The organism is Actinokineospora sp. PR83 (assembly GCF_021056305.1).
Lineage (GTDB): Bacteria > Actinomycetota > Actinomycetes > Mycobacteriales > Pseudonocardiaceae > Actinokineospora > Actinokineospora spheciospongiae.
This window is the reverse complement of the sequence record NZ_JAJCXD010000005.1, coordinates 119,210-137,282: the sequence shown is the minus strand read 5'-3', so window position 1 is coordinate 137,282 and position 18,073 is coordinate 119,210. Positions and strand designations below refer to the sequence as shown.

Annotated in this window: 14 protein-coding genes; 5 read left to right on the top strand and 9 right to left on the bottom strand. The window is 73.6% G+C overall.

The features are described from left to right. The first annotated feature begins 407 nt into the window (after positions 1 to 407). The 3 genes from L6E12_RS01755 to L6E12_RS01745 are packed head-to-tail and all read left to right on the top strand — an operon-like array spanning position 408 to position 4,562. The gene (locus L6E12_RS01755) at positions 408 to 1,307 is read left to right on the top strand and encodes an alpha/beta fold hydrolase (protein ID WP_236226170.1); all 900 of its coding nucleotides are present in this window, start codon (positions 408 to 410) and stop codon (positions 1,305 to 1,307) included. Further along, positions 1,288 to 2,979, top strand: a complete 1,692-nt coding sequence (locus tag L6E12_RS01750) for an alpha/beta hydrolase (protein ID WP_236226094.1) — start codon at positions 1,288 to 1,290, stop codon at positions 2,977 to 2,979. The genes L6E12_RS01755 and L6E12_RS01750 overlap by 20 nt, the downstream gene beginning before the upstream one ends. Continuing rightward, complete coding sequence (locus tag L6E12_RS01745) at positions 2,976 to 4,562, top strand: GMC oxidoreductase (RefSeq protein WP_236226093.1); 1,587 nt, start codon at positions 2,976 to 2,978, stop codon at positions 4,560 to 4,562. Before L6E12_RS01750 ends, L6E12_RS01745 begins: the two co-directional genes overlap by 4 nt. A gap of 258 nt (positions 4,563 to 4,820) precedes the next feature. Here L6E12_RS01745 and L6E12_RS01740 read toward each other — a convergent pair whose 3' ends face one another. The 8 genes from L6E12_RS01740 to L6E12_RS01705 are packed head-to-tail and all read right to left on the bottom strand — an operon-like array spanning position 4,821 to position 13,187. After that, positions 4,821 to 5,948, bottom strand: a complete 1,128-nt coding sequence (locus L6E12_RS01740; protein WP_236226092.1) for an NAD(P)/FAD-dependent oxidoreductase — start codon at positions 5,946 to 5,948, stop codon at positions 4,821 to 4,823. Continuing rightward, positions 5,945 to 6,139: a ferredoxin gene (locus L6E12_RS01735; protein WP_236226091.1), complete on the bottom strand. Its 195-nt coding sequence runs from the start codon at positions 6,137 to 6,139 to the stop codon at positions 5,945 to 5,947. The genes L6E12_RS01740 and L6E12_RS01735 overlap by 4 nt, the downstream gene beginning before the upstream one ends. Before the next feature lie 12 nt (positions 6,140 to 6,151). Beyond that, on the bottom strand, positions 6,152 to 7,333 hold the full coding sequence (locus L6E12_RS01730) for a cytochrome P450 (RefSeq protein ID WP_236226090.1): 1,182 nt from the start codon (positions 7,331 to 7,333) through the stop codon (positions 6,152 to 6,154). Beyond that, positions 7,330 to 8,865: a bifunctional 3-(3-hydroxy-phenyl)propionate/3-hydroxycinnamic acid hydroxylase gene (locus tag L6E12_RS01725; RefSeq protein WP_236226089.1), complete on the bottom strand. Its 1,536-nt coding sequence runs from the start codon at positions 8,863 to 8,865 to the stop codon at positions 7,330 to 7,332. The genes L6E12_RS01730 and L6E12_RS01725 overlap by 4 nt, the downstream gene beginning before the upstream one ends. Continuing rightward, a complete protein-coding gene (locus L6E12_RS01720; RefSeq protein ID WP_236226088.1) occupies positions 8,862 to 9,212 on the bottom strand; it encodes a DoxX family protein in 351 nt (116 codons plus the stop codon). The genes L6E12_RS01725 and L6E12_RS01720 overlap by 4 nt, the downstream gene beginning before the upstream one ends. Next, positions 9,209 to 11,122 (bottom strand): acyl-CoA synthetase, encoded by a 1,914-nt coding sequence (locus L6E12_RS01715; RefSeq protein ID WP_236226087.1) that lies wholly within the window; start codon positions 11,120 to 11,122, stop codon positions 9,209 to 9,211. Before L6E12_RS01715 ends, L6E12_RS01720 begins: the two co-directional genes overlap by 4 nt. Continuing rightward, positions 11,119 to 12,057, bottom strand: a complete 939-nt coding sequence (locus L6E12_RS01710) for a fumarylacetoacetate hydrolase family protein (protein WP_236226086.1) — start codon at positions 12,055 to 12,057, stop codon at positions 11,119 to 11,121. The genes L6E12_RS01715 and L6E12_RS01710 overlap by 4 nt, the downstream gene beginning before the upstream one ends. Then, positions 12,054 to 13,187 (bottom strand): VOC family protein, encoded by a 1,134-nt coding sequence (locus L6E12_RS01705; RefSeq protein ID WP_236226085.1) that lies wholly within the window; start codon positions 13,185 to 13,187, stop codon positions 12,054 to 12,056. The genes L6E12_RS01710 and L6E12_RS01705 overlap by 4 nt, the downstream gene beginning before the upstream one ends. Before the next feature lie 130 nt (positions 13,188 to 13,317). Between L6E12_RS01705 and L6E12_RS01700 the strand changes: the two genes are divergently transcribed. Together L6E12_RS01700 and L6E12_RS01695 are read left to right on the top strand one after the other, a co-directional pair. Further along, positions 13,318 to 13,974 carry a TetR/AcrR family transcriptional regulator gene (locus L6E12_RS01700; protein ID WP_236226084.1) on the top strand — a complete coding sequence of 219 codons (657 nt, stop codon included), beginning with the start codon at positions 13,318 to 13,320 and terminating at the stop codon, positions 13,972 to 13,974. Positions 13,975 to 14,075: 101 nt separating this feature from the next. Continuing rightward, positions 14,076 to 16,154: a hypothetical protein gene (locus L6E12_RS01695; RefSeq protein ID WP_236226083.1), complete on the top strand. Its 2,079-nt coding sequence runs from the start codon at positions 14,076 to 14,078 to the stop codon at positions 16,152 to 16,154. On the opposite strand, the gene L6E12_RS01690 is transcribed toward L6E12_RS01695, so the two are convergent. Next, positions 16,126 to 17,724, bottom strand: a complete 1,599-nt coding sequence (locus L6E12_RS01690) for a hypothetical protein (protein WP_236226082.1) — start codon at positions 17,722 to 17,724, stop codon at positions 16,126 to 16,128. The genes L6E12_RS01695 and L6E12_RS01690 overlap by 29 nt on opposite strands. Positions 17,725 to 18,073: the final 349 nt, after the last annotated feature.

The following is an 18,073-nucleotide window of genomic DNA, read 5'->3' as shown; positions in this document are numbered from 1 at the left end:
CAAGTTGACCACTGCCTTCCAGTCAAGTGTCAGGAAGACCGGCTGACAACCCGTCAACAGGGTGACGCCTTCCGCGGGCCGCGTGGTGAACCTCACCTCTGCGCGCGGTTCCCCGGCAACGCCCACCGATGCCAGACAATTCGTCCCGCGGCTTTTCCTGTTACATCATCCCCTATTTTGTCATGCGGAGGAGTAGTTCAACAGGTTCAACAGAAATGGCTGCCGAGGGGCTGGCGGAAACATTCGCGGAGACGTCTACTGGGTTCGAGATCCGCCCTGAACCTCCGGCCCTGCCGATACTTATCCCCGTGATGAGGAAGGTCGGCCGCGTGGTCCCGTGCGGCTCGAATGATCTCCCGTCGAGGTGAACTCCTGTCGGAGTTCCGAGGAGTGGCGAGTTGACAACCATGGAATCCGAGCGGCGGGTGTTCGTCCAAGGTGTTTCCGCCCTCTACCGCGAAGTGGGCGAGGGGCCGGTGGTCCTGTTCGTGCACGGGAACGCCAGCAACGGACGGGATTGGCAGGGCGTCATGCGCGCCCTGGCGCCGACCCACCGCGTGGTGGTTCCGTCACTGCCGGGGTTCGGCGAGACCGACCCCGTGGAGGACGTGGCCCCACCCCGGATGGTGTCCTTCATAGCCGCTTTCCTCGACGCCATCGGTGTGGACGAGGTCGTCATGGTCGGCCACTCCTACGGCGGGCTGCTCGCGGCCGAGTTCGCGCTGGCGCACCCGCGGCGCGTCACCCGCCTGGCGCTGGTCGACGCCAACGGCCTCGGGCGGATGATCAACCCGCTGGTGGCCGCGCAAGCGCTGATCCCGTCGCCGATCGCCGACCTGGTGATCACCGCCCTGCTCCTGCCGGGCGGAGTGCTGCTGCGGGTGGCGTCGAGCACCCTCCAGTTCCGGCAGCCGTGGCGGGTGCCGTGGCAGGTCTGGCGCGACCAACTGCGCCTGTCGTTCTCGCGGACCTACCTGCGCACGTCGTTCGACGTCGTCCGCCGGGGCGTCAGCCTGCGGGGGCAGCGCTTCGTGGTGCTCGACCGCCTCCGGGACATCTCCGTCCCCACCCTGGTGGTGTGGGGCCTGACGGACGACGTGGTGCCGGTGTGGCAGGCGCTGTTCGCGGCCTGGCGGCTCCCCGAGGGGAAGTTGGCGGTCATCGGGGGCGCGGGCCACATCCCCCACCTGGACACCCCGGAGGAGTTCCTCGACCACCTCGGTCCCTTCGTCCGCGACAACACGGGCAGGACCGCCCCGGCCGCTGCCGCCCCGCAGGGAAGACCCCGTGACGCAGACCAGTCCTGAACCCGGCGCCCGCGCGCACCGCGTCCCGGGGCTGCGGGCGACCGCGCGGGGGCTCGTCCGTACCCACCGGCGGTTCGCGACCGGCCTCGCCCGGGCCACCGCGGGCACCCTGCGGCGGGACCCGGGGGCCGCGGGCGTCGAGCCCGCCGCGGGCGACAAGCGCTTCGACGACCCCGCCTGGGACACCAACCCCTACTTCCACCTGGTGCGGCAGACCTACCTGCTGGGTTCCCGGTTCGTGCTGGAATCCGTGGACGCCCTGCCGCTGGGCGAGCACGACCGGGTCGCCGCCCGCTTCCTGGCGGAGCTGGGCGTCGGTGCAGCCGCGCCGACGAACTTCCTGCCGGGCAACCCCGCCGCCCTCCGCGCGGCGCGGCAGACCCGTGGGCGCAGCCTGGTGCAGGGGACCGCCAACTTCCTCTCCGACCTGGCGGCCAACCGCGGCCTGCCCGCGGCGGTCGACGCGGCCCCCTTCGTCAAGGGGCGGGACCTGGCCGCGACGCCGGGGAAGGTGGTGTTCCGCAACGAGGTCATGGAGCTGATCCAGTACGAGCCGCGGACCGAGACCGTGCACGCCGTCCCCATGCTGGTCAGCCCGCCGTGGGTCAACAAGTACTACGTCCTGGACCTCGCGCCGCAGCGCAGCGTCATCGGGTGGCTCGTCGAGCACGGGCACACCGTCTTCGCCATCAGCTACCGGAACCCGGACGCGGCCTCGCGGGACGTGGGCCTCGACCACTACGTGCGGGACGGTCTCGTACCGGCGCTGGGGGCGATCGCGGACATCACCGGCGCGGAGGAGGTCAACCTCGCCGGGGCGTGCCTCGGTGGGCTCCTGGCGCTCATGCTGGCCGCCTGGGTCGCCGAGGACGAACGACCCCGCATCGGGTGCATCACACTGATCAACACCATCGCCGACTTCACCGACTCGGCCGACTTCGCCGACAACAGCGCCACCGGGAAGGTCCTCAGGCGGTTCGTCGTCCCCGCCATCGCGCGCGCGGCCGACCGGCGCGGCTACATCGACGGTCGCGACATGGACGCCTTCTTCCGGTTCCTGCGGGCCGACGACCTGGTGTGGCGGTACGTGGGGGCGAACTGGCTCCGGGGTGGCAAACCCCCCGCATTCGACATCCTGGCCTGGAACAGCGACCCGATGAACGTCACCCCCCGCGCCCAGGACTTCTTCATGCGACAGTCCTGCCTGGACAACGACTTCGCCGGGGGCCGCGTGGAACTGGCGGGCAGGCGGCTGCGGCCGGAGCGGGTCGAGCAGGACGTGTTCGTCACCTCGGCGCGCGACGACCACATCATCCCGTGGGAGTTCGCCTACCGCACCACCTCGCTGCTGCCGGGGGACGTGCGGTTCCACCTCGTCTCCGGCGGTCACATCGCGGGCGCCATCGCACCGCCGCACCCCAGGGCCCGGTACTGGGCGAGCGACCGACCGCCTGCCCCGGACCCGGCGACCTGGCTCGCCGGTGCCACCGAGCACAAGGACACCTGGTGGCACCCCTGGGTGGAGTGGTTGCGCGAGCGGTCCGGCCCCCAGCGCACACCGCCGCCGATCGGGAGCGCCCGGTACCCCGCCGGAGAACCCGCCCCCGGCGTCTACATCCACAGCCGAGGTGTTCCACAGGGGCCGCCACGACCCGCAGGAGGGTCGCGATGAGCGGCACTCCGCCCACCGGTCGCGGCGGCGTGGACCGCGAGGAGAGCCACCGCGTGGTCATCATCGGGTCCGGGGTGGGCGGCAGCATCACCGCCTTCCGCCTCGCCAGGGCAGGGGTCGACAACCTCGTGCTGGAGCGGGGGCGCCGGTGGCCCATCACCCCGGGCGGTGGCACCTTCCCCTGGTTCCCGTCGCTGGACAAGCGGCTGCTCTGGCTGGATCGCGCAGCGCCGGGGCCACCGCGCCTGCCGTGGCCCGTGTCGGCCCTGGGTTCGCTCGCCGCGTCCGCGCTCCCGCGCTCCACCGGGCTGCTGGACGTCTTGGCGCACCGGAACCTGACCGTCGTGTGCGGGGCCGGGGTCGGTGGCGGCACCCTGGTCTACGGCGCGATCCTGCCGCAGCCGGGCCCGGACGCCTTCCGCCGCGTCTTCCCGCCCGGGATCGACTACGGGGAACTCGACCGCACCCACTTCCCCCGCGCCCGCCGCAGACTACGCGCGGCCCCGTTCCCCGACGACCTGCTCTCCCACCCCCGCTACCGCACCAACAAGCTGTGGCACACCGCCCTCGTCGAGGCGGGGCTGCCCGCCGAGAAGGTCGTCAGCGGCTTCGACTTCGACGTCATCCGCGCCGAGCTCCAGGGCACCAGGCGCCCTTCGGCCACCATCGGGCAATACCTGTTCACCGGTTGCGACAGCGGCGCCAAGCTCAGCGTGGACCGCACCTACCTCGCCGAGGCGGAAGCCACCGGCCGCACAGTGGTGCGACCACTGCACAACGTCACCGGCATCGGTCAGCACCGCGACGGCCGCTACCACGTCGACGTCGAACACCTCGACGTCCGCGGCCGGGTGCTGGAGCGCATCCGCGTGGTGTGCGAACGCCTCGTGCTGGCCGCCGGAGGCGTCCACACCCCCAGGATGCTGGTCACCGCCCGCGCCACCGGCGCACTCCCCGGGCTCAACGAGTTCGTCGGCGCCCAGTGGGGGACCAACGGCGACCAGATGCCGGTCCTCGTCGACAACTCCCACCCCGTGGGCGCCCACCAGGGCGGACCGCCCGCCCACTTCGCCCGCAACCACGACGACACCGCCATGATCACCCACGGCGGACTCTCCCGCCCGGCGGGCAACCGCCTGCTGGTCTGCCCGGGCATCGGCATCCCGGACCGCTTCGGCCGGTGGACCCACTGCCCCCTCACCGGCGCGGCACACCTGCGGTGGGAACGCGGCAGCGACACCACCGCCCACCGAGACGTCCTGGACCTCATGCGCCGCGCGGCCCCGCACACCGGACCCGACGGCGCCACCCTCCTCGACCCGTTCGCCGCGTACCCCCTCGTCCTGCACCCCCTCGGCGGCGCGGTCATCGGCAAGGCCACCGACCTGCACGGCCGCCTGCACGGCCACCCCGGCCTCTACTGCCTCGACTCGGCCCTGATGCCCGGCTCCACCGCGGGCGTCAACCCGACCCTGACCATCGCGGCCGTCGTCGAACACTGCCTCGACAACATCATGGGCGACTTCACCGACCGACAGCCGACCGACCACGACCAAGACCTTGAGTTCGTCGCCGACGAGTGAAGCGCGCTGGTATCGGCCATCCGGTGCTCCGGATGGCCACCTGCGCCTGCGGGTTGACCGGCAGACCGACGGGGCGACACCGTGGGCGACAGGCCGGGATCGCGACCTGCCGCCCACGGGCATCCCGCTGGTCGACCCGCGCTGCCCACTCCGCACAGCCTCCCGCCGCGGCCGTGCCGAGGCGCGCGGCGTGGGAACGGTAGTGGGACGGGGGCGATTCAGGTGGCAACAGCCTCGGGCTGTCGGAGAACCTCACGCTCAGGCCGGGGGCTTCTGCTGCCCCAGCTCCGAGAGCATCCGCCGCAGCCGTGGCGCCGGGCGGCGCACGCCCACCGCCACCACGGCCTCGTCGCCCCAGGCGAGTACCCCGTCGCCGCCTCCCGCGTCCTCCAGCACCCGCGGTGCGCCACCGGGCGGCAGCCTGCCGACAGCTTTGAGCGGGGTGCCCGCGACGTCCGTCCAGAAGTAGTCGTCGACGATCGGGGCGTCGATCGGCAGGCCGAGGATCGAGGCCGCCGCGACACGGCCCTGGGTCACGGCGTTCGCCCAGAACGGTCGCCTCCTGGCGCTCCCGCCCTGCGCGTGGCAGGTGACGTCCCCCGCGCCCCAGACGTGCGGGACCGCTGTCCGGGCCGCGCGGTCCACGAGCACCCCGTGCGCGGTCACCGCTGCGCTCGTGCCCAGCCAGCCGGTCTCCGGCAGGTCCCCGACGCAACTGACCACCACGTCGGCGTGCAGGACGGTTCCGTCGTCGAGTTCCACCCCGCTCACGGGGTCCGCGTGCAGGCGCACCGCGGATCGCCGGAACCCGATGCCGATCGCCGCGGCGCGTGCGACGAGGAGGTCGGCGAGGTACGGGCCGAGGTGGCGCCGCAGGGGTGCCTCCACGTCGACCACCGTGACCTCGGCACCGGCCCTGGCGGCAGCGGTGGCGACCTCCATCCCGAGGAAGCCCCCGCCGACGACGATCACGCGGGCCGCGGTTGTCAACCGCTCCCGCAGCCGTCGTGCGTCGGCGAGTGTGCGCAGCACCGCCTCGCCGCGCTGTCCCGGTGCCGCGATGCGCCTGGCTCGCGCGCCGGATGCGACGACGAGGGCGTCGTAGTGGTGCCGTTCCCCGTCCTCGGCGATGACGACCCGGGCGGAGGGGTCCAGTCCCACGGCCGCCCCGCGGACGTGCTCGACGTCGAGGCCCCGGTGGTCCATGCCGACGGTCGCGTCGTTGCCCGGGTCCGCGAGCACGGCCTTCGACAGCGGCGGGCGGTTCGTGCCGTCCTCGGGGTCGAGCAGGGTGATCCGGCCCTCGTAGCCCCGGCCGCGGAGTTCTCGCATGGTGGTGGCGCCCGCCGTCGAGCCGCCGACCACCACGACGTGGCGGACGCTCATCCCTGCCGCAGCGCCGCGACCGGGCAGGCGTCGACCGCGCGTCGGGCGGTGGCCTCCAGGTCCGCGGGCACGTCGACGCCCTCGAAGTGGTGGACCAGGTCCCCCGCGTCGTCGAGGTCGAAGACGTCGGGCGCCTGGTCGACGCAGAGCCCGTGGCCCTCGCACCGGCCGTAGTCGGCGATGATCTCCATGCTCGTCCTCTCCTAGGCGGCGACCAGGCGCAGCGGCAGCCGGTCGAGCTTGTGGATGATGTTGTTGAGCCCCCACACCGGCTCTCCGACGACCTCGATCCGGTCGACCCGGTCGAGCAGCGACCGCAGGATCGCCTGGGTCTCCAGGCGCGCCAGCCCCTGGCCCGCGCACCCGTGCGCGCCCTGGCCGAAGCCGAGCTGCGCGGTGGCGTCGCGGGTGATGTCGAACGCGGTGGGGTCGTCCCAGACGCGCTCGTCGCGGTTGGCGGAGGCGTAGACCACGATGACCCGCGACCCCGCGGGGAGGTCCGTCTCGCCCACCGACGCGTCGGTCCGGACGTACCGGGCGAACGCCCGCAGCGGCGACTCGACCCGGACGACCTCGTTGACCGCGTTGGGCACCAGCGACCGGTCGGCCTTCAGCGCCGCCCACTGCCGCGGGTCGCGACCGAGCAGCAGCAACGCGCTCGCGATGGCGCTGATGGTCGTGTCCAGGGAGGGCGCCAGGTAGTCGATCATGAGGGCGGGGCACTCGCCGTGCCGCATCTCGCCCCGGTCGGCCTTCTCCAGCAGGTCCGCCCCCATCGAACCGGGGAGCGCCGCGCGTCGGCGCACGACCGAGCGCGCGAACCGCATCATGGCGATCGCCCGCGGCGCGGCGCGCACCGTGCGCGCGTTGGGCGGACCGAGGGTGTCGAAGGTCGCCGCCGCCCAGCGGAGCAGGTGCTCGCGGCCGTCCGCGGGCCACCCGATCAGGTCGGGGACGAAGGAGGTGGGCAGCGCCTCGGCGATGTCGGCGACCCCGTCGACGAGGCCGCGGCGGACCGCCGCCGCCACCACGTCGTCGGCGCGGCGCTGCACCTCCTCGCGCATCGAGCGCAGGGACTTCGGGGTCAGGCGCGCGGCCAGCGCGGTGCGCCTGCGTTCGTGCTCCGCGCCGTCGCTGTTGAGCGTCGTCCCCCGGCTCAGCCTGTTGACCACCGGGTTGAGCCCGACCCCGTGCCCGGAGCGGAACGTCGAGTCGTCGAGGAGCACCTGCCTGCACGCGGCGTGGTGGACGACGGCGTAGGCGCCCTGCTTCGGCACGCGCACGACCGGCCCCAACTCCCGCATGCGCGCGTAGTGGGGGTAGGGGTCGAGGATCGCGCTCCGCGCGTAGATGTCCGGGCGGTAGACGGGTGCGGTGCTGCTCATGCGGGTGCCTCGGTTCGCGGCGGGAGGAGGGACGAGGCCGTCGAGACGAGGGTGGAGACCTCGTCGCCGGAGGCCAGCACCGAGCGGTCGGGGCGGACGAGTGCGGCAACACAGCGTCCCGCGCGCAACCAGTCGGACAGCTCGGGGTGGTCGCCCGCTTCCACGACGGTGACCCCGCGCGCGACCAGCTCCCGCAGGCACGACGGGGACGGCGCGCGCAGGGTGACCAGCGCCCACCCGGGGCCGATCCGCTCGTCGAGCGCGGGGCGGCCGTCGAGGGCGTTGGGGCACAGCCGACCGGCGAGGCGGTCGCGGCGGTCCGCCCGGGTCAGGGCGGACGCGCGCAGGGGCGGTGTGGCGCTGTCGACGGCCTGCCTGACCAGCAGGGGGATGCGGCCGAGCACCGGGACGAGCAGGCGGCGCACCGCGTCGCCGACCCGGCCGCCGCTGCACATGAGCAGGCCCACCTGCCGCGCCAGCAAGATCGACGCGCGCGCGTGGGGGAGCCGTTCGGCCTGGTAGGAGTCGAGCACGTCGGCCCCCAGGGTGCCGTCGAGGAACCCGGCCACCTTCCACGCCAGGTTGTCGGCGTCGCGGACCCCCGCGCCGAGGCCCTGCCCGATGAACGGCGGCGTCACGTGCGCGGCGTCGCCGAGGAGGAAGACCCGTCCCGAGCGCCACCGGTCGGCCACCGCGGCGCGGAAGGTGTACTCGGTGGAGCGCACCAGGCGCAGGTCGTCCAGGGCGACACCGCGCAGCCACGGCCGCAGCAGCGGCTCGACCGAGGGCAGCGACCCGAAGTCGGCTGCCGTCTCGCCGTCGAGCAGCTTGAACTCCCAGCGGTGGCGGGTCGCGCCCACCCGCATGTAGGTGGCGGCGCGCGTGCTGTCGCACACCTGGTGGACACCGTCCCACTGGCGCAGGTCGGCCTCGGTCTCGACGTCCATGACCAGCCAGCGCTGCTCGAAGCCCAGGTCGACCATCCGCGCACCGATCGACTGCCGCACCCGGCTGTTGGCGCCGTCGCAGCCGAGGACGAAGGCCGCCTCGACCTCGTGCGGCTCACCGGTGCGGACGTCGCGGTGGCGGACGCGGACGCGACCGCTGCCGACCTGCTCGACCCCGGTCACCTCGTGTCCCCCGAGGAAGGTGACGGCTTCGTGGGCGAGCAGCCGGGCGCGCAGCACGGCGTCCAGGGCGGGCTGGTCGAACATGTTCGCCCGCGGGTACCCGTTCACGGGGGACACGCCGTCGCGGGAGAACTCCGCCAGCACCGACAGCGCGGCGTCGACCAGGCGCAGGCCGCCACCGGGTCGCGTCAGCCCGGCGAGCTCGGCTCCGAGCCCCAGGCGGGCCAGCGCCCGGTACACCTCGTCGTCGAGGTGGACCGCGCGCGGCTGCGGGTACACCCGCTCCCACCGGTCGAGCACGACGCAGGGCACGCCGCGGGCTGCGAGGCCGAGCGCGGCGCACGACCCGGTGGGGCCCGCACCGACGACGACCACGGGAAGCGACCTGACCGGCACGGTCACACCACCCCCGCCAGGAGCGCGATGACAACCGCGAGCAGAGCGGCGACGACGAGGGCGGGCACGGTCGCCGCGGGCGGGTCACCGGCGCGCAGGTGGCAGACGACCGCGCCGACCATCATGGCGGTGAGCCCGACGGCGGCCGCCACCCCGATCGGCGCGGCGAACAGCCCCACTGCGAGACCGGCGACACCGGCCAGTTCGAGGGCGCCGAGGACGCGGAAGGCGCGCACCGAGAAGCCGAGGTGCGCGGCGCGGGCGCGCATGGCGGGCACGGCCGCGAGCTTCAGCCCGCCCGTCACCGCAGGCAGCAGGCCGGTGATGCCCACCGCCACGAGCGAAGCGGTCACGACAGCTCCCGCACCCGTGAGCGGACCGCGAAGCGGCCGAGCACCGACTCCGCGGCGGCGCGAGCGTCGGGGGCGGTGTCGCCGCCGTCCACCACGACGCTGACCACCACGTCGCCGTCCACGACGTCCGCCGAGACGTCGTGGACCCCGTCCACGTCCCGCAGTCGCTGCGCGAGGACCTCCTGCGCGGCTCGGGCGCGGAGGCCGAGCTTGTGGGGTTTCCCGATGTCGGTGAGGGGCAGTGCGTCGAGGACGGTGACGCGGCGCGGTGCCGCTGCCCGTTCGGCGACGCGGCCGGACGCCCACTCCAGGATCTCCTCCGGGCCGACCGCCGCGCCCGCCGCGACCGTCACGAAGGCCACCGGGACCTCGCCCGCGTGCTCGTCGGGCTCGCCGACGACGCTCGCGCCGGTGACGTCGGGGTGGGCGAGCAGCACGTCCTCCACGGCGGCGGGGTCGATGTTGTGCCCACCGCGGATGATGAGGTCCTTGGCCCGGCCCGCGAGGTGGACGAAGCCGTCCTCGTCGACGCTCCCGAGGTCGCCGGTGTCGAGCCACCCGTCGACCAGCTTCCCCTGACCGTCGAGCACGAGACCGCCCTCGTCGCGCCCCACCACGTACCCGCCGAAGACCGTGGGGCCCGCGATCGCCAGGACACCCCTGCCGCCGGGGGGCAGGTCGGTCCAGGAGCCGTCGTCCTCGACCTGCACGGCCTTGACCCGCTGGTACGGCAGGCGTTGCCCGACCGACCCCGGTCGGCGGGCGTCGACGAAGCCGCGCACGCTCGCGCACGTCGCCTCGGTGAGCCCGTAGCCCTCCAGCAGCGGCACACCGGTGTGCCGCTCGAAGCCGGTGCGCACGGCGTCGGGCAGGGCCGCCGCGCCGACCACGGCGCACACCATGCTGTCGATCCTGGCGTCGACGGGCACCTGCGCGAGCACGGCGTAGACGGTGGGGACAGCGCTCATCGTGCTGATCCGGTGGTGCTCGACCACCTGCCAGAAGCAGCCGTAGAGGTCGACGTCGCGGTAGCCGAGGGGACCCGCCCAGATCGCGGTCTGGGCCTTGAACATCGGCGCCAGCAGGGTCACGACCAAGGCGTTGACGTGGAACAGCGGCAGCGCCGCGAAGATGCGCGCGTCCTCGTCGAGCAGGTCGTTGGCCGCCAGCATCCACGCGTCGACGACCTCGTTGCGGTGGGTGTGGGCCGCGAGCTTGGGCAGGCCGGTGGTGCCGCCGGTGTGGAAGATCGCGGCGAGGTCGGTCGCCGCGGGAGGGCGCCCGGCGAAGTGGTCGTCCGGCCGGTCGGCGGCGAAGTCGTGCAGGTGCTCCACCACCACCCCCGGCAGTCGAAGCTCCGGCGCCCGGCCGCGGGCGGCGGTGGGCCGCACGACGAGCACGGTGTCGACGTCGCCGGAGGCGGCCAGGGACGTGGCGGTCTCCCACACCGCCGGGTCGAGTTCCGGGCCCGCGGCGATGAGCGTCCGCGATCCCGACCGGCGGATCAGTTGCGACACGTGCTCAGCCGTGAGAGCACCGTTCACCGGCGCGGCGATCCCCGCGAGCTGGGCCGCCAGGACGGCCGGGATGAGTTCCGCGCAGTTCGGCGCCATGAGGGTGACGGCATCGGTTCGGCGGACACCGAGCGCGTGCAGCGCGTTGGCGTAGCGGTGGACGTCCCGCAGGACGTCGGCGAAGGTGCGCTCCACGGCGTCGCGCCACCGCGCGGCGTCCGGCATGACGACCAGGGCGGTCTTGTCGCCCCGCTGCTGCACGGCGTGCCGCAGGAGGTCGTAGGTCGTGGCCGGGAGGCCCCTGTCCGCCAGCGGGACCTCCTCGACGGCGGCGAGGTCGTCCGGCGCGCGGTAGGTCGGCCACCACGCCTGCCCGGTGGCGTTCGCCGCGCTCACGCGGTCCACCGGACCGAGGTGTGCTGGGCGCCGAGGTCGATGGCGCCGTCGTCGGTGGCGATGGCGGCCTCCACGAGGTCGCCGTCCTGGAGGTAGCGAGGGTTCTTCGCCTGCTTGCCGAGGAAGATCCGCCACTTGAGGGCGGGCGGGAGCAGTGCCCCGATCAGCTCGACGGGCTTCGGCGGGGCGCTGAGGGCGGTGCCCGCCGGGGTGCCGGTGAGCACGAGGTCGCCCGGCGAGAGGTCCTGGAACCGGGTCAGCTCGCGCAACGCCGCGAGCGGTCGGTGGATCATGTCCGCCGCGAGCTCGTCCTGGCGGATCTCCCCGTTGACCCACAGGCGCAGCCGCAGCTCGGCGAACCGCTCGAACTCCCCGTCCTCCAGGAGGACGAGCGCCGGGCCCACGGGGGTGAAGGTGCGGTAGGACTTCGACTCGTAGAACTGCGTCTTGGGCAGTTGCAGGTCGCGCGCCGACACGTCGTTGGTGACCACCAGCGCGGCGACGACGTCGGGCAGGTCGGTCTCGGTGATCGTGGTGCCCACGGGCACGTCGCGGCCGATCACCAAGCCGATCTCCACCTCGTGGTCGAGGAGGGTCACGTGGGCCGGTCGGACGATGTCGTCGTGGGGGCCGCTGAGGGACCCGGACGACTTGCGGAAGAACGTCAGCGGCACGGCGGCCGGGTTCATGCCCGCGTCCTCGGCGTGGGAGGCGTAGTTGGCCATCTGGGCCACGACCCGGCACGGGGCGGTGACGGGCGCGATCAGCGCGAGCCGCTCGACCGGGACGGGGTCGGGGGCCTGGCGGGCCGCCAGCACGGCAGCGCGGTCGGCCAGGAGCCCGGCGGTCGTCGTGGCGTCGGTGGCGATGCGCACCGCGCCGTCGGTTCGCCGCAGCCACCAGGCGTCGGCGGTGCGCAGGACGGGCAGGCTCATGAGCGGGCTACTTTCAGCAGGCCGAGGAGGCGGGACAGGTCGAATTCGTTGTCGGAGCGGAGCGCGCCGGGCATCGACAGCGCTTCGCGCAGGGACTCCCGGCCCGGTGCCACGCCGAGGAAGTCCGCGGTGGCGGGCGGGCCCCACTGGGCGAGTCCGCTCGCGGTCATCTCGGCCCAGCCCGGCTCCAGGGAGGAGTCGAACCGGTCGCCGTCGGTGAAGTGCTCGACCAGGAAACCGTCGGGGTCCCGCCAGTAGTCGAAGATCTGGCTCCCCTGGATGTGGCGGCCGATGCCCCACGAGTGCCGGTACCCGAGCGCGCGCAGGTGCTCGCCGCCCGCGGCGAGGGCGTCGAGGTCCGCGACCTGGTACGCCGAGTGCACGTAGCGGCTGCGGGGCCCCAGGGTCATCGCGAGGGTGTGGTGGTCGACCGGCGTGCTGCCCTGGTCGCACCGGATGAAGCTCATGGTGGGCCCGCGGTCGCGCTGGCCGGGGAAGTGGAGGAAGTCCGAGACGATCAGCCCCAGGTGGTCGAGGTACCAGTCCAGGGACGCCAGGTAGCGGTCCGATTGCAGCACGACGTGGCCGAGGCGTTCCACGACCGCGGGTGCCCGGGGCGGTCGCTGCGTGGCGTTGACCCGGCGGACCTCGCCGCCGGTGTTGTGGACGTGCGCGGGCTGGACCTCCAGGGCCGGGTGCTCGATCGTGTCGGCCACGACCCGCACCAGGGCGCCCGCGGGCTCGCGCACGTCGACGCCGACACCCCCGAGGTGCTCGGGCAGGCGGCGCGCGGTGACGCCGAGGTGGTCGGCGAGGCGGAGGACGTCGGTGGCCGCGGCGGCCGTGAACGCCGGGCCGACGAAGCGGGAGCGGCGGCCCTTGCGGACGATCACGCACGGCGAGCCCGGCAGCGCGCCGCGCAGGTCGAGTTCGGTGGCGGACCGGTACGCCACGGTGAACCCGAAGGCGCGGGCGAAGACCTCCGCCGCGGCCAGGTCGGGCTTCTCGAACTCGAGCCAGGCGATGTCGTGCACCTTGACGACCGGGTTCCGCGACCGCCCCGGGTGTTCGCCGGGCCGCCCGCCCTGCTCGCTGTGCAGGCCGCGGTGGCTGTCGTCGTGCACCAGCATCTGATGAACTCCTTCAAAACTGATGATTTCACCAGTTTATGTGATGACACTCCAAGAGACAAGACGTCCGGGGTCCGCGACCGCGCCCGGATACGCTGCGGGAACCACAACCACGCGAGGGGGGACCTGGATGGCAGGCGCGGACTCGACGACGGAGACCGGGCGCGTCGACCGCCGCAAGGTCCGCACCCGCCGGGCCCTGATCGAGGCCGCGAAGCGGTTGATCACCGAGGGCCGGTCGTCGACGGCGAGCATCCAGCAGATCACCGACACCGCCGACATCGGCTTCGGCTCGTTCTACAACCACTTCAGCAGCAAGGAAGAGCTGTTCCACGCGGCGACCGCCGCGGTGCTGGAAGAGTGGGCCCAGCTCATCGAGGACGCGACGAAGGACGTGGGCGACCCCGCCGAGAGGTTCGCGACGTCGTTCCGGATCTCCGCCCGACTCGCGTGGACCCACCCCGCCCTCGCCGACGTCCTCAACCGGTTCGGGCTCGACCTCCTGGAGCTGCAGGACGGACTCGGACCCCGGGCCATGCGCGACATCCAGGACGCCGTGGCCGCCGGTCGCTTCACCGTCTCCAGCCTCCCCCTCGCGCTCAGCACGGTGGGGGGCGCGCTCCTGGGGTTCCTGCGCCTGAAGACGTCCCACCCCGCCCTGGTGGACCCGAGTGCCGTCGAGGACCTCGCGCGGCAGATGCTGCAGATGCTGGGGATCTCCCCGGAGGAAGCGGTTCGCATCTGCGCGGCGCCGCTCCCCGAACTCCCCACCACCACATCGCGCTAGACCGCCGCTCGACCCGCACCGGGGATCTTCTCGGTACCCTCGTGTTCTCATCGTCGCGTTCAGGGGGCGTGGTGTCGGGCGATCCGGGGTCCAAGAACCACGTGGGGGGAAACCACCACGGGAACATCGTGCAGGCGCGCGACATCCAGGGCGGCGTGCACTTCCACCACGTCGCGACCGCGGACGTGCCCCACCAGGTGCCCCTGGCTCCCGCCCGGTTCGTCAACCGGTCCGCGGAGTTGGCGGCGGTCGGTGGGGCCTTGGGCGCGGGGGAGGGGCGCGGGTCGCGGATCACCGTGGTGACCGGGCTGCCTGGGGCAGGCAAGTCGGCGCTGGCCAGGCGGTTGGTGGAGTTGAACCGGGGCGCGTACCCGGGTGGCGAGCTGTACGTCGACTTCGGGGCCGTGGCGGTCGCCGACCACCAGGAAGCGGTGGGCGACGCGCTGGGCTCGTGCTTGTTGGCGCTGGGGGTGTCCCCGCAGCTGGTCCCGGCCTCGCCTGCCGATCGGGCCGGGCTGTTCCGGTCGAAGACCGCGGCCTCGCCGGTGCTGGTCGTGTTGGACGACGTGGCCGAGCCCGGGCAGGTGCCCGCGTTCCGGCCGCAGGCCCCGGGCAGCGCGGTCCTGGTCACGAGCAACGCGCAGTTGACCGAGCTGCGGTTGGACGGGGCGGACGTGGTCGAGGTGGGGCCGTTGGACGAGGCCGCGGGCACGCACATGCTGCGGGAGCTGTGCGGCGCCCGGGCGGCGGGGGACGAATCCGACCTGGCCGCGCTGGTGCGGGAGTGCGGCGGGCTGCCGGTCGCGCTGCGGGTGGTCGCTGCTCGGCTGGTGGGGCGGCGCTCCCTGACGGTGCGGGCGCTGGTCGAGGAGATCGCGGACACCCGCCGGGGCGCGGGGGCGTTCCGGGTCAGGGGCGAGGACAGGGTGAGCGCGGTGTTCGCCGTCGCGTACCGCAAGCTCCCCGGGGACGCCGCTCGGCTCTACCGGCTGCTGGGGGCGTCGCCGGTCGCGGACTTCACGGTGGAGCTCGCCGCCGCTGTGCTCGACATCGATGCGGGCGGTTGCGCGGACCTGGTGGACGTGGTGGTCGAGGCCGGGTTGCTCCAAGAGGTGACCGGGGGTCGTTACCGCTTCCACGGGCTGGTGCGCAGGCACGCGGCGAGCGAGGCGGCGGCCGACCCGGCGGAGCTGGAGGCCGGGGTCCGGCGGGCCGTGGGGTTCCTGCTGGTGTCGGCGGCGTTCGGCGACCTGGCGATCCTCGGCCCCGGTCGGTACCGGTGCACCCCGCACGACCAGGTGCTGACCGGCCGGGAGGACCCGTTCTCCGGTGACAAGGCCGCGGCGCTGGAGTGGATGGACGTCGAGCGGCCGAACCTCGCCGCCGGGGTCCGCACCGCGCTGGAGCAGGGCTGGTACGACCAGGCGTGGCAGTTGGCGGAGTCGGCCACCGCCCTGTACGCCAACCGCCGGTACCTGGTCGACTGGACCGAGACCAGCGAACTCGGCTCGCGGGCGGCGCGGCTCGCGGGCAACGCCGAGGCGGAAGCCCGGCTGCGCAGCTTCGCGTCGCGGGCGTGGATCGACCTCGGGGACACCGCGCGCGCTCGGGCGGAACTCGACGAGGCATTCCCGCTGCTGGCGGGCACCGGGGACACCCGGTTGGTGGCGTCGGTGCACGAGATGGACGGTCGCCACCACGAGGCGGTCGGGGACCACGCGCGGGCGCTGGCGGCTTTCCAGCGGTCGTTGGACCTGTTCACCAGCGTGGACGACCTGCGCGGTGCCGCGTCGCTGACCTACTTCATCGGGTGCGCCCGGTTCGCCCTGGGTGACCTGGCCGACGCCCAGGCGACCCTGGGGCGTGCGGCGGAGCTGTTGCGCGAGGTCCGGGACTCGAAGATGGAGGGCCGGGCGTTGATCACCATCGGCAGGGTGCACGAAGCCCTCGGCGATGACGGTGGGGCTGCGGCGGCGTTCGACCGAGCCGTGGACGTGCTGGTCGCGGGCAACGACCTGTTCCACGAGTCCTGGGCGCGCGAAGCCGCCGCGGACCTCGCGGAGCGCCGGGGTGACGTGGCGGCGGCTCGCCTCCACATCACCCGCATGGTGGAGATCCAGGTCCGACTCGGCGGCGACCGGGTCGACGAGTTCACAAGCCGGTTGGCTGCCCTGGGCTGACCCGCAGGCCCAGCCGGTCCCGGCGGGCGCCGGTGTCGGCGGTGTGCTCGCCGTCGGCGAGGCGCCCGGCCAGCAGCAGGTGGTGGACGACCGGGCCGATCACGGACACAGCAGCGGTCGACGTCGCGCGGACGAGCTGCCCGCCGCGGACCACCACCACCGCCCCACCCGCAACAGCGGCTGCGGCGATGCGCGCACCGGGGTACGCGGCGAGCGCCGACGAGGCCCAAGCGACCGCCTGGGCCTCGTCCGCCGGGTCCTCGCGGCAGAGGATCGACGCCTTCTGCGTCAAGCGCAGGTCGCTCGCGCCCTCCTCGACCGCCAGGTGCCACCCCTCCCGGGGCGGCTGGGCCTGCGCAGGTCTGCGCTCCACCGAGATGTCGTTCCCGGCCGCGGCGGTCCGGACCCGCAAAGCGGCGGCGAGCCGGTGGGCCACGGGAGCGGGGTCGGGTGCGCGGTGCAGGACGGGAGGTCGGCTCGGGGCGGTCTCCAGCAACCGGTAGACGAGGTCCTGCAGGCGCTCGTGGGCACCGCCCTGGTTGGCGAACACCCGCTCGGCGAGAGCCCGGTGGTCTTCCGGCGGGAGGGCGTTGTCGATCTGCGTGCGCAGGTCCGCGGTGGCGTCGAGCCGCGGGGTGAGGTGTTGCAGGTCCGCCACCGGGGTCCCGGGCTCGATCTCCGCGGACAGGTCGGTCAGCAGCAGTGGTTTGCCCAGTCCGGCGGCGTAGAGGCTGAGCGAGCCGTGGTCGGTGACCACCACGTCAGCCGCGACCAGCGCGGCGTGCCACCCGGAGTCCGGGGGGAGCAGCAGCATGCCCGCGTCGAGTTCGTCGGCGAACAGGACCTCCAGGTCGCGTCCGCCGTGCGCGGCCCACAGGTTCGGGTGCGCCACCAGGCACACCCTGTACCGGTCGTAGGGCAACTCGGCCAGCAGCCGCATGGGCAGTTCGGGCCGCCTGCCCACCGCCGCGTCCACACCCCAGGTGGAGGCGACCACCACCAACCGCTCGTCCCCCACTCCGAGGCGGCGCCGGTACCGGGCGCGCAGCGGCAGGCTCGCGACCAGCCGGTCGAACGTCGTGTCCCCGGTGACCACCAGGTGTCCGGCCGCCTCCGGGCACTCGGCGAGCAGTTGCGCCACCTGGTCGGGATGGGACAGGACGACGTGGACCCGCCCCTCGCGCAGGACGGCCACCGGTGGCAGCCCGGCCAGCTCGCCGTCGACGAACCGCTTGTTGAAACCCACCCCGTGCGGGAGCAGGACCACCGGCCCCCTCGTCGTGGTGAAGTCGATGTGCTCGCTGGCGGTGAGCAGGAGTCGGTACTCCTGCTCCGGCAGAGCCGACCAGGGGACGATCCGCGTGACGCCTGCTCCGCGCAGCAGCCGCTCGACCCCGTCGCGGAAGCGGGAGGTGTCGCTGAGCGCGTAGACGAATCCGAATCGCGGGTCGGAGCGGAAGAGGTCCTGGACCTCCAGCAGCCGGTGCACCGTGTTCTGGTTGTGGCAGGCGAGTGCGATCACGAACCGGGGCCGGAAGGTGCGCCCGTCGCCTCGGTGGTCAGCGGACACAGACCTGCCCGTCAGGCGTCAGCGGCATCGTGGACCCGGACACCGGTGCAGTTTATGCCGGGTCCTGGAGGTCAGGCGGGCGTGTCGGACAAGACATTGCCGTGTTCTCGACGTGCGGCCGGTCGCGATGTGACAGCCTTGCGTGGTGACGGCCGTTCGGGGGGAACGTCGCCGGGCCGAGCTGACCGCCGTGGGGACGGGTTGTGACGGAGTCGTGCGGGGGCACCGGAGTCGAGGGTGGGGTCGTGCCGCCACGCGTTGACCCCCTTCCCGGCAGGCTGACCGGCTCATGACGCGCAGGCGCGGCGGCTCGTCCCACCACGGCGGGTCGAGCGGCCCGAGCACGTCG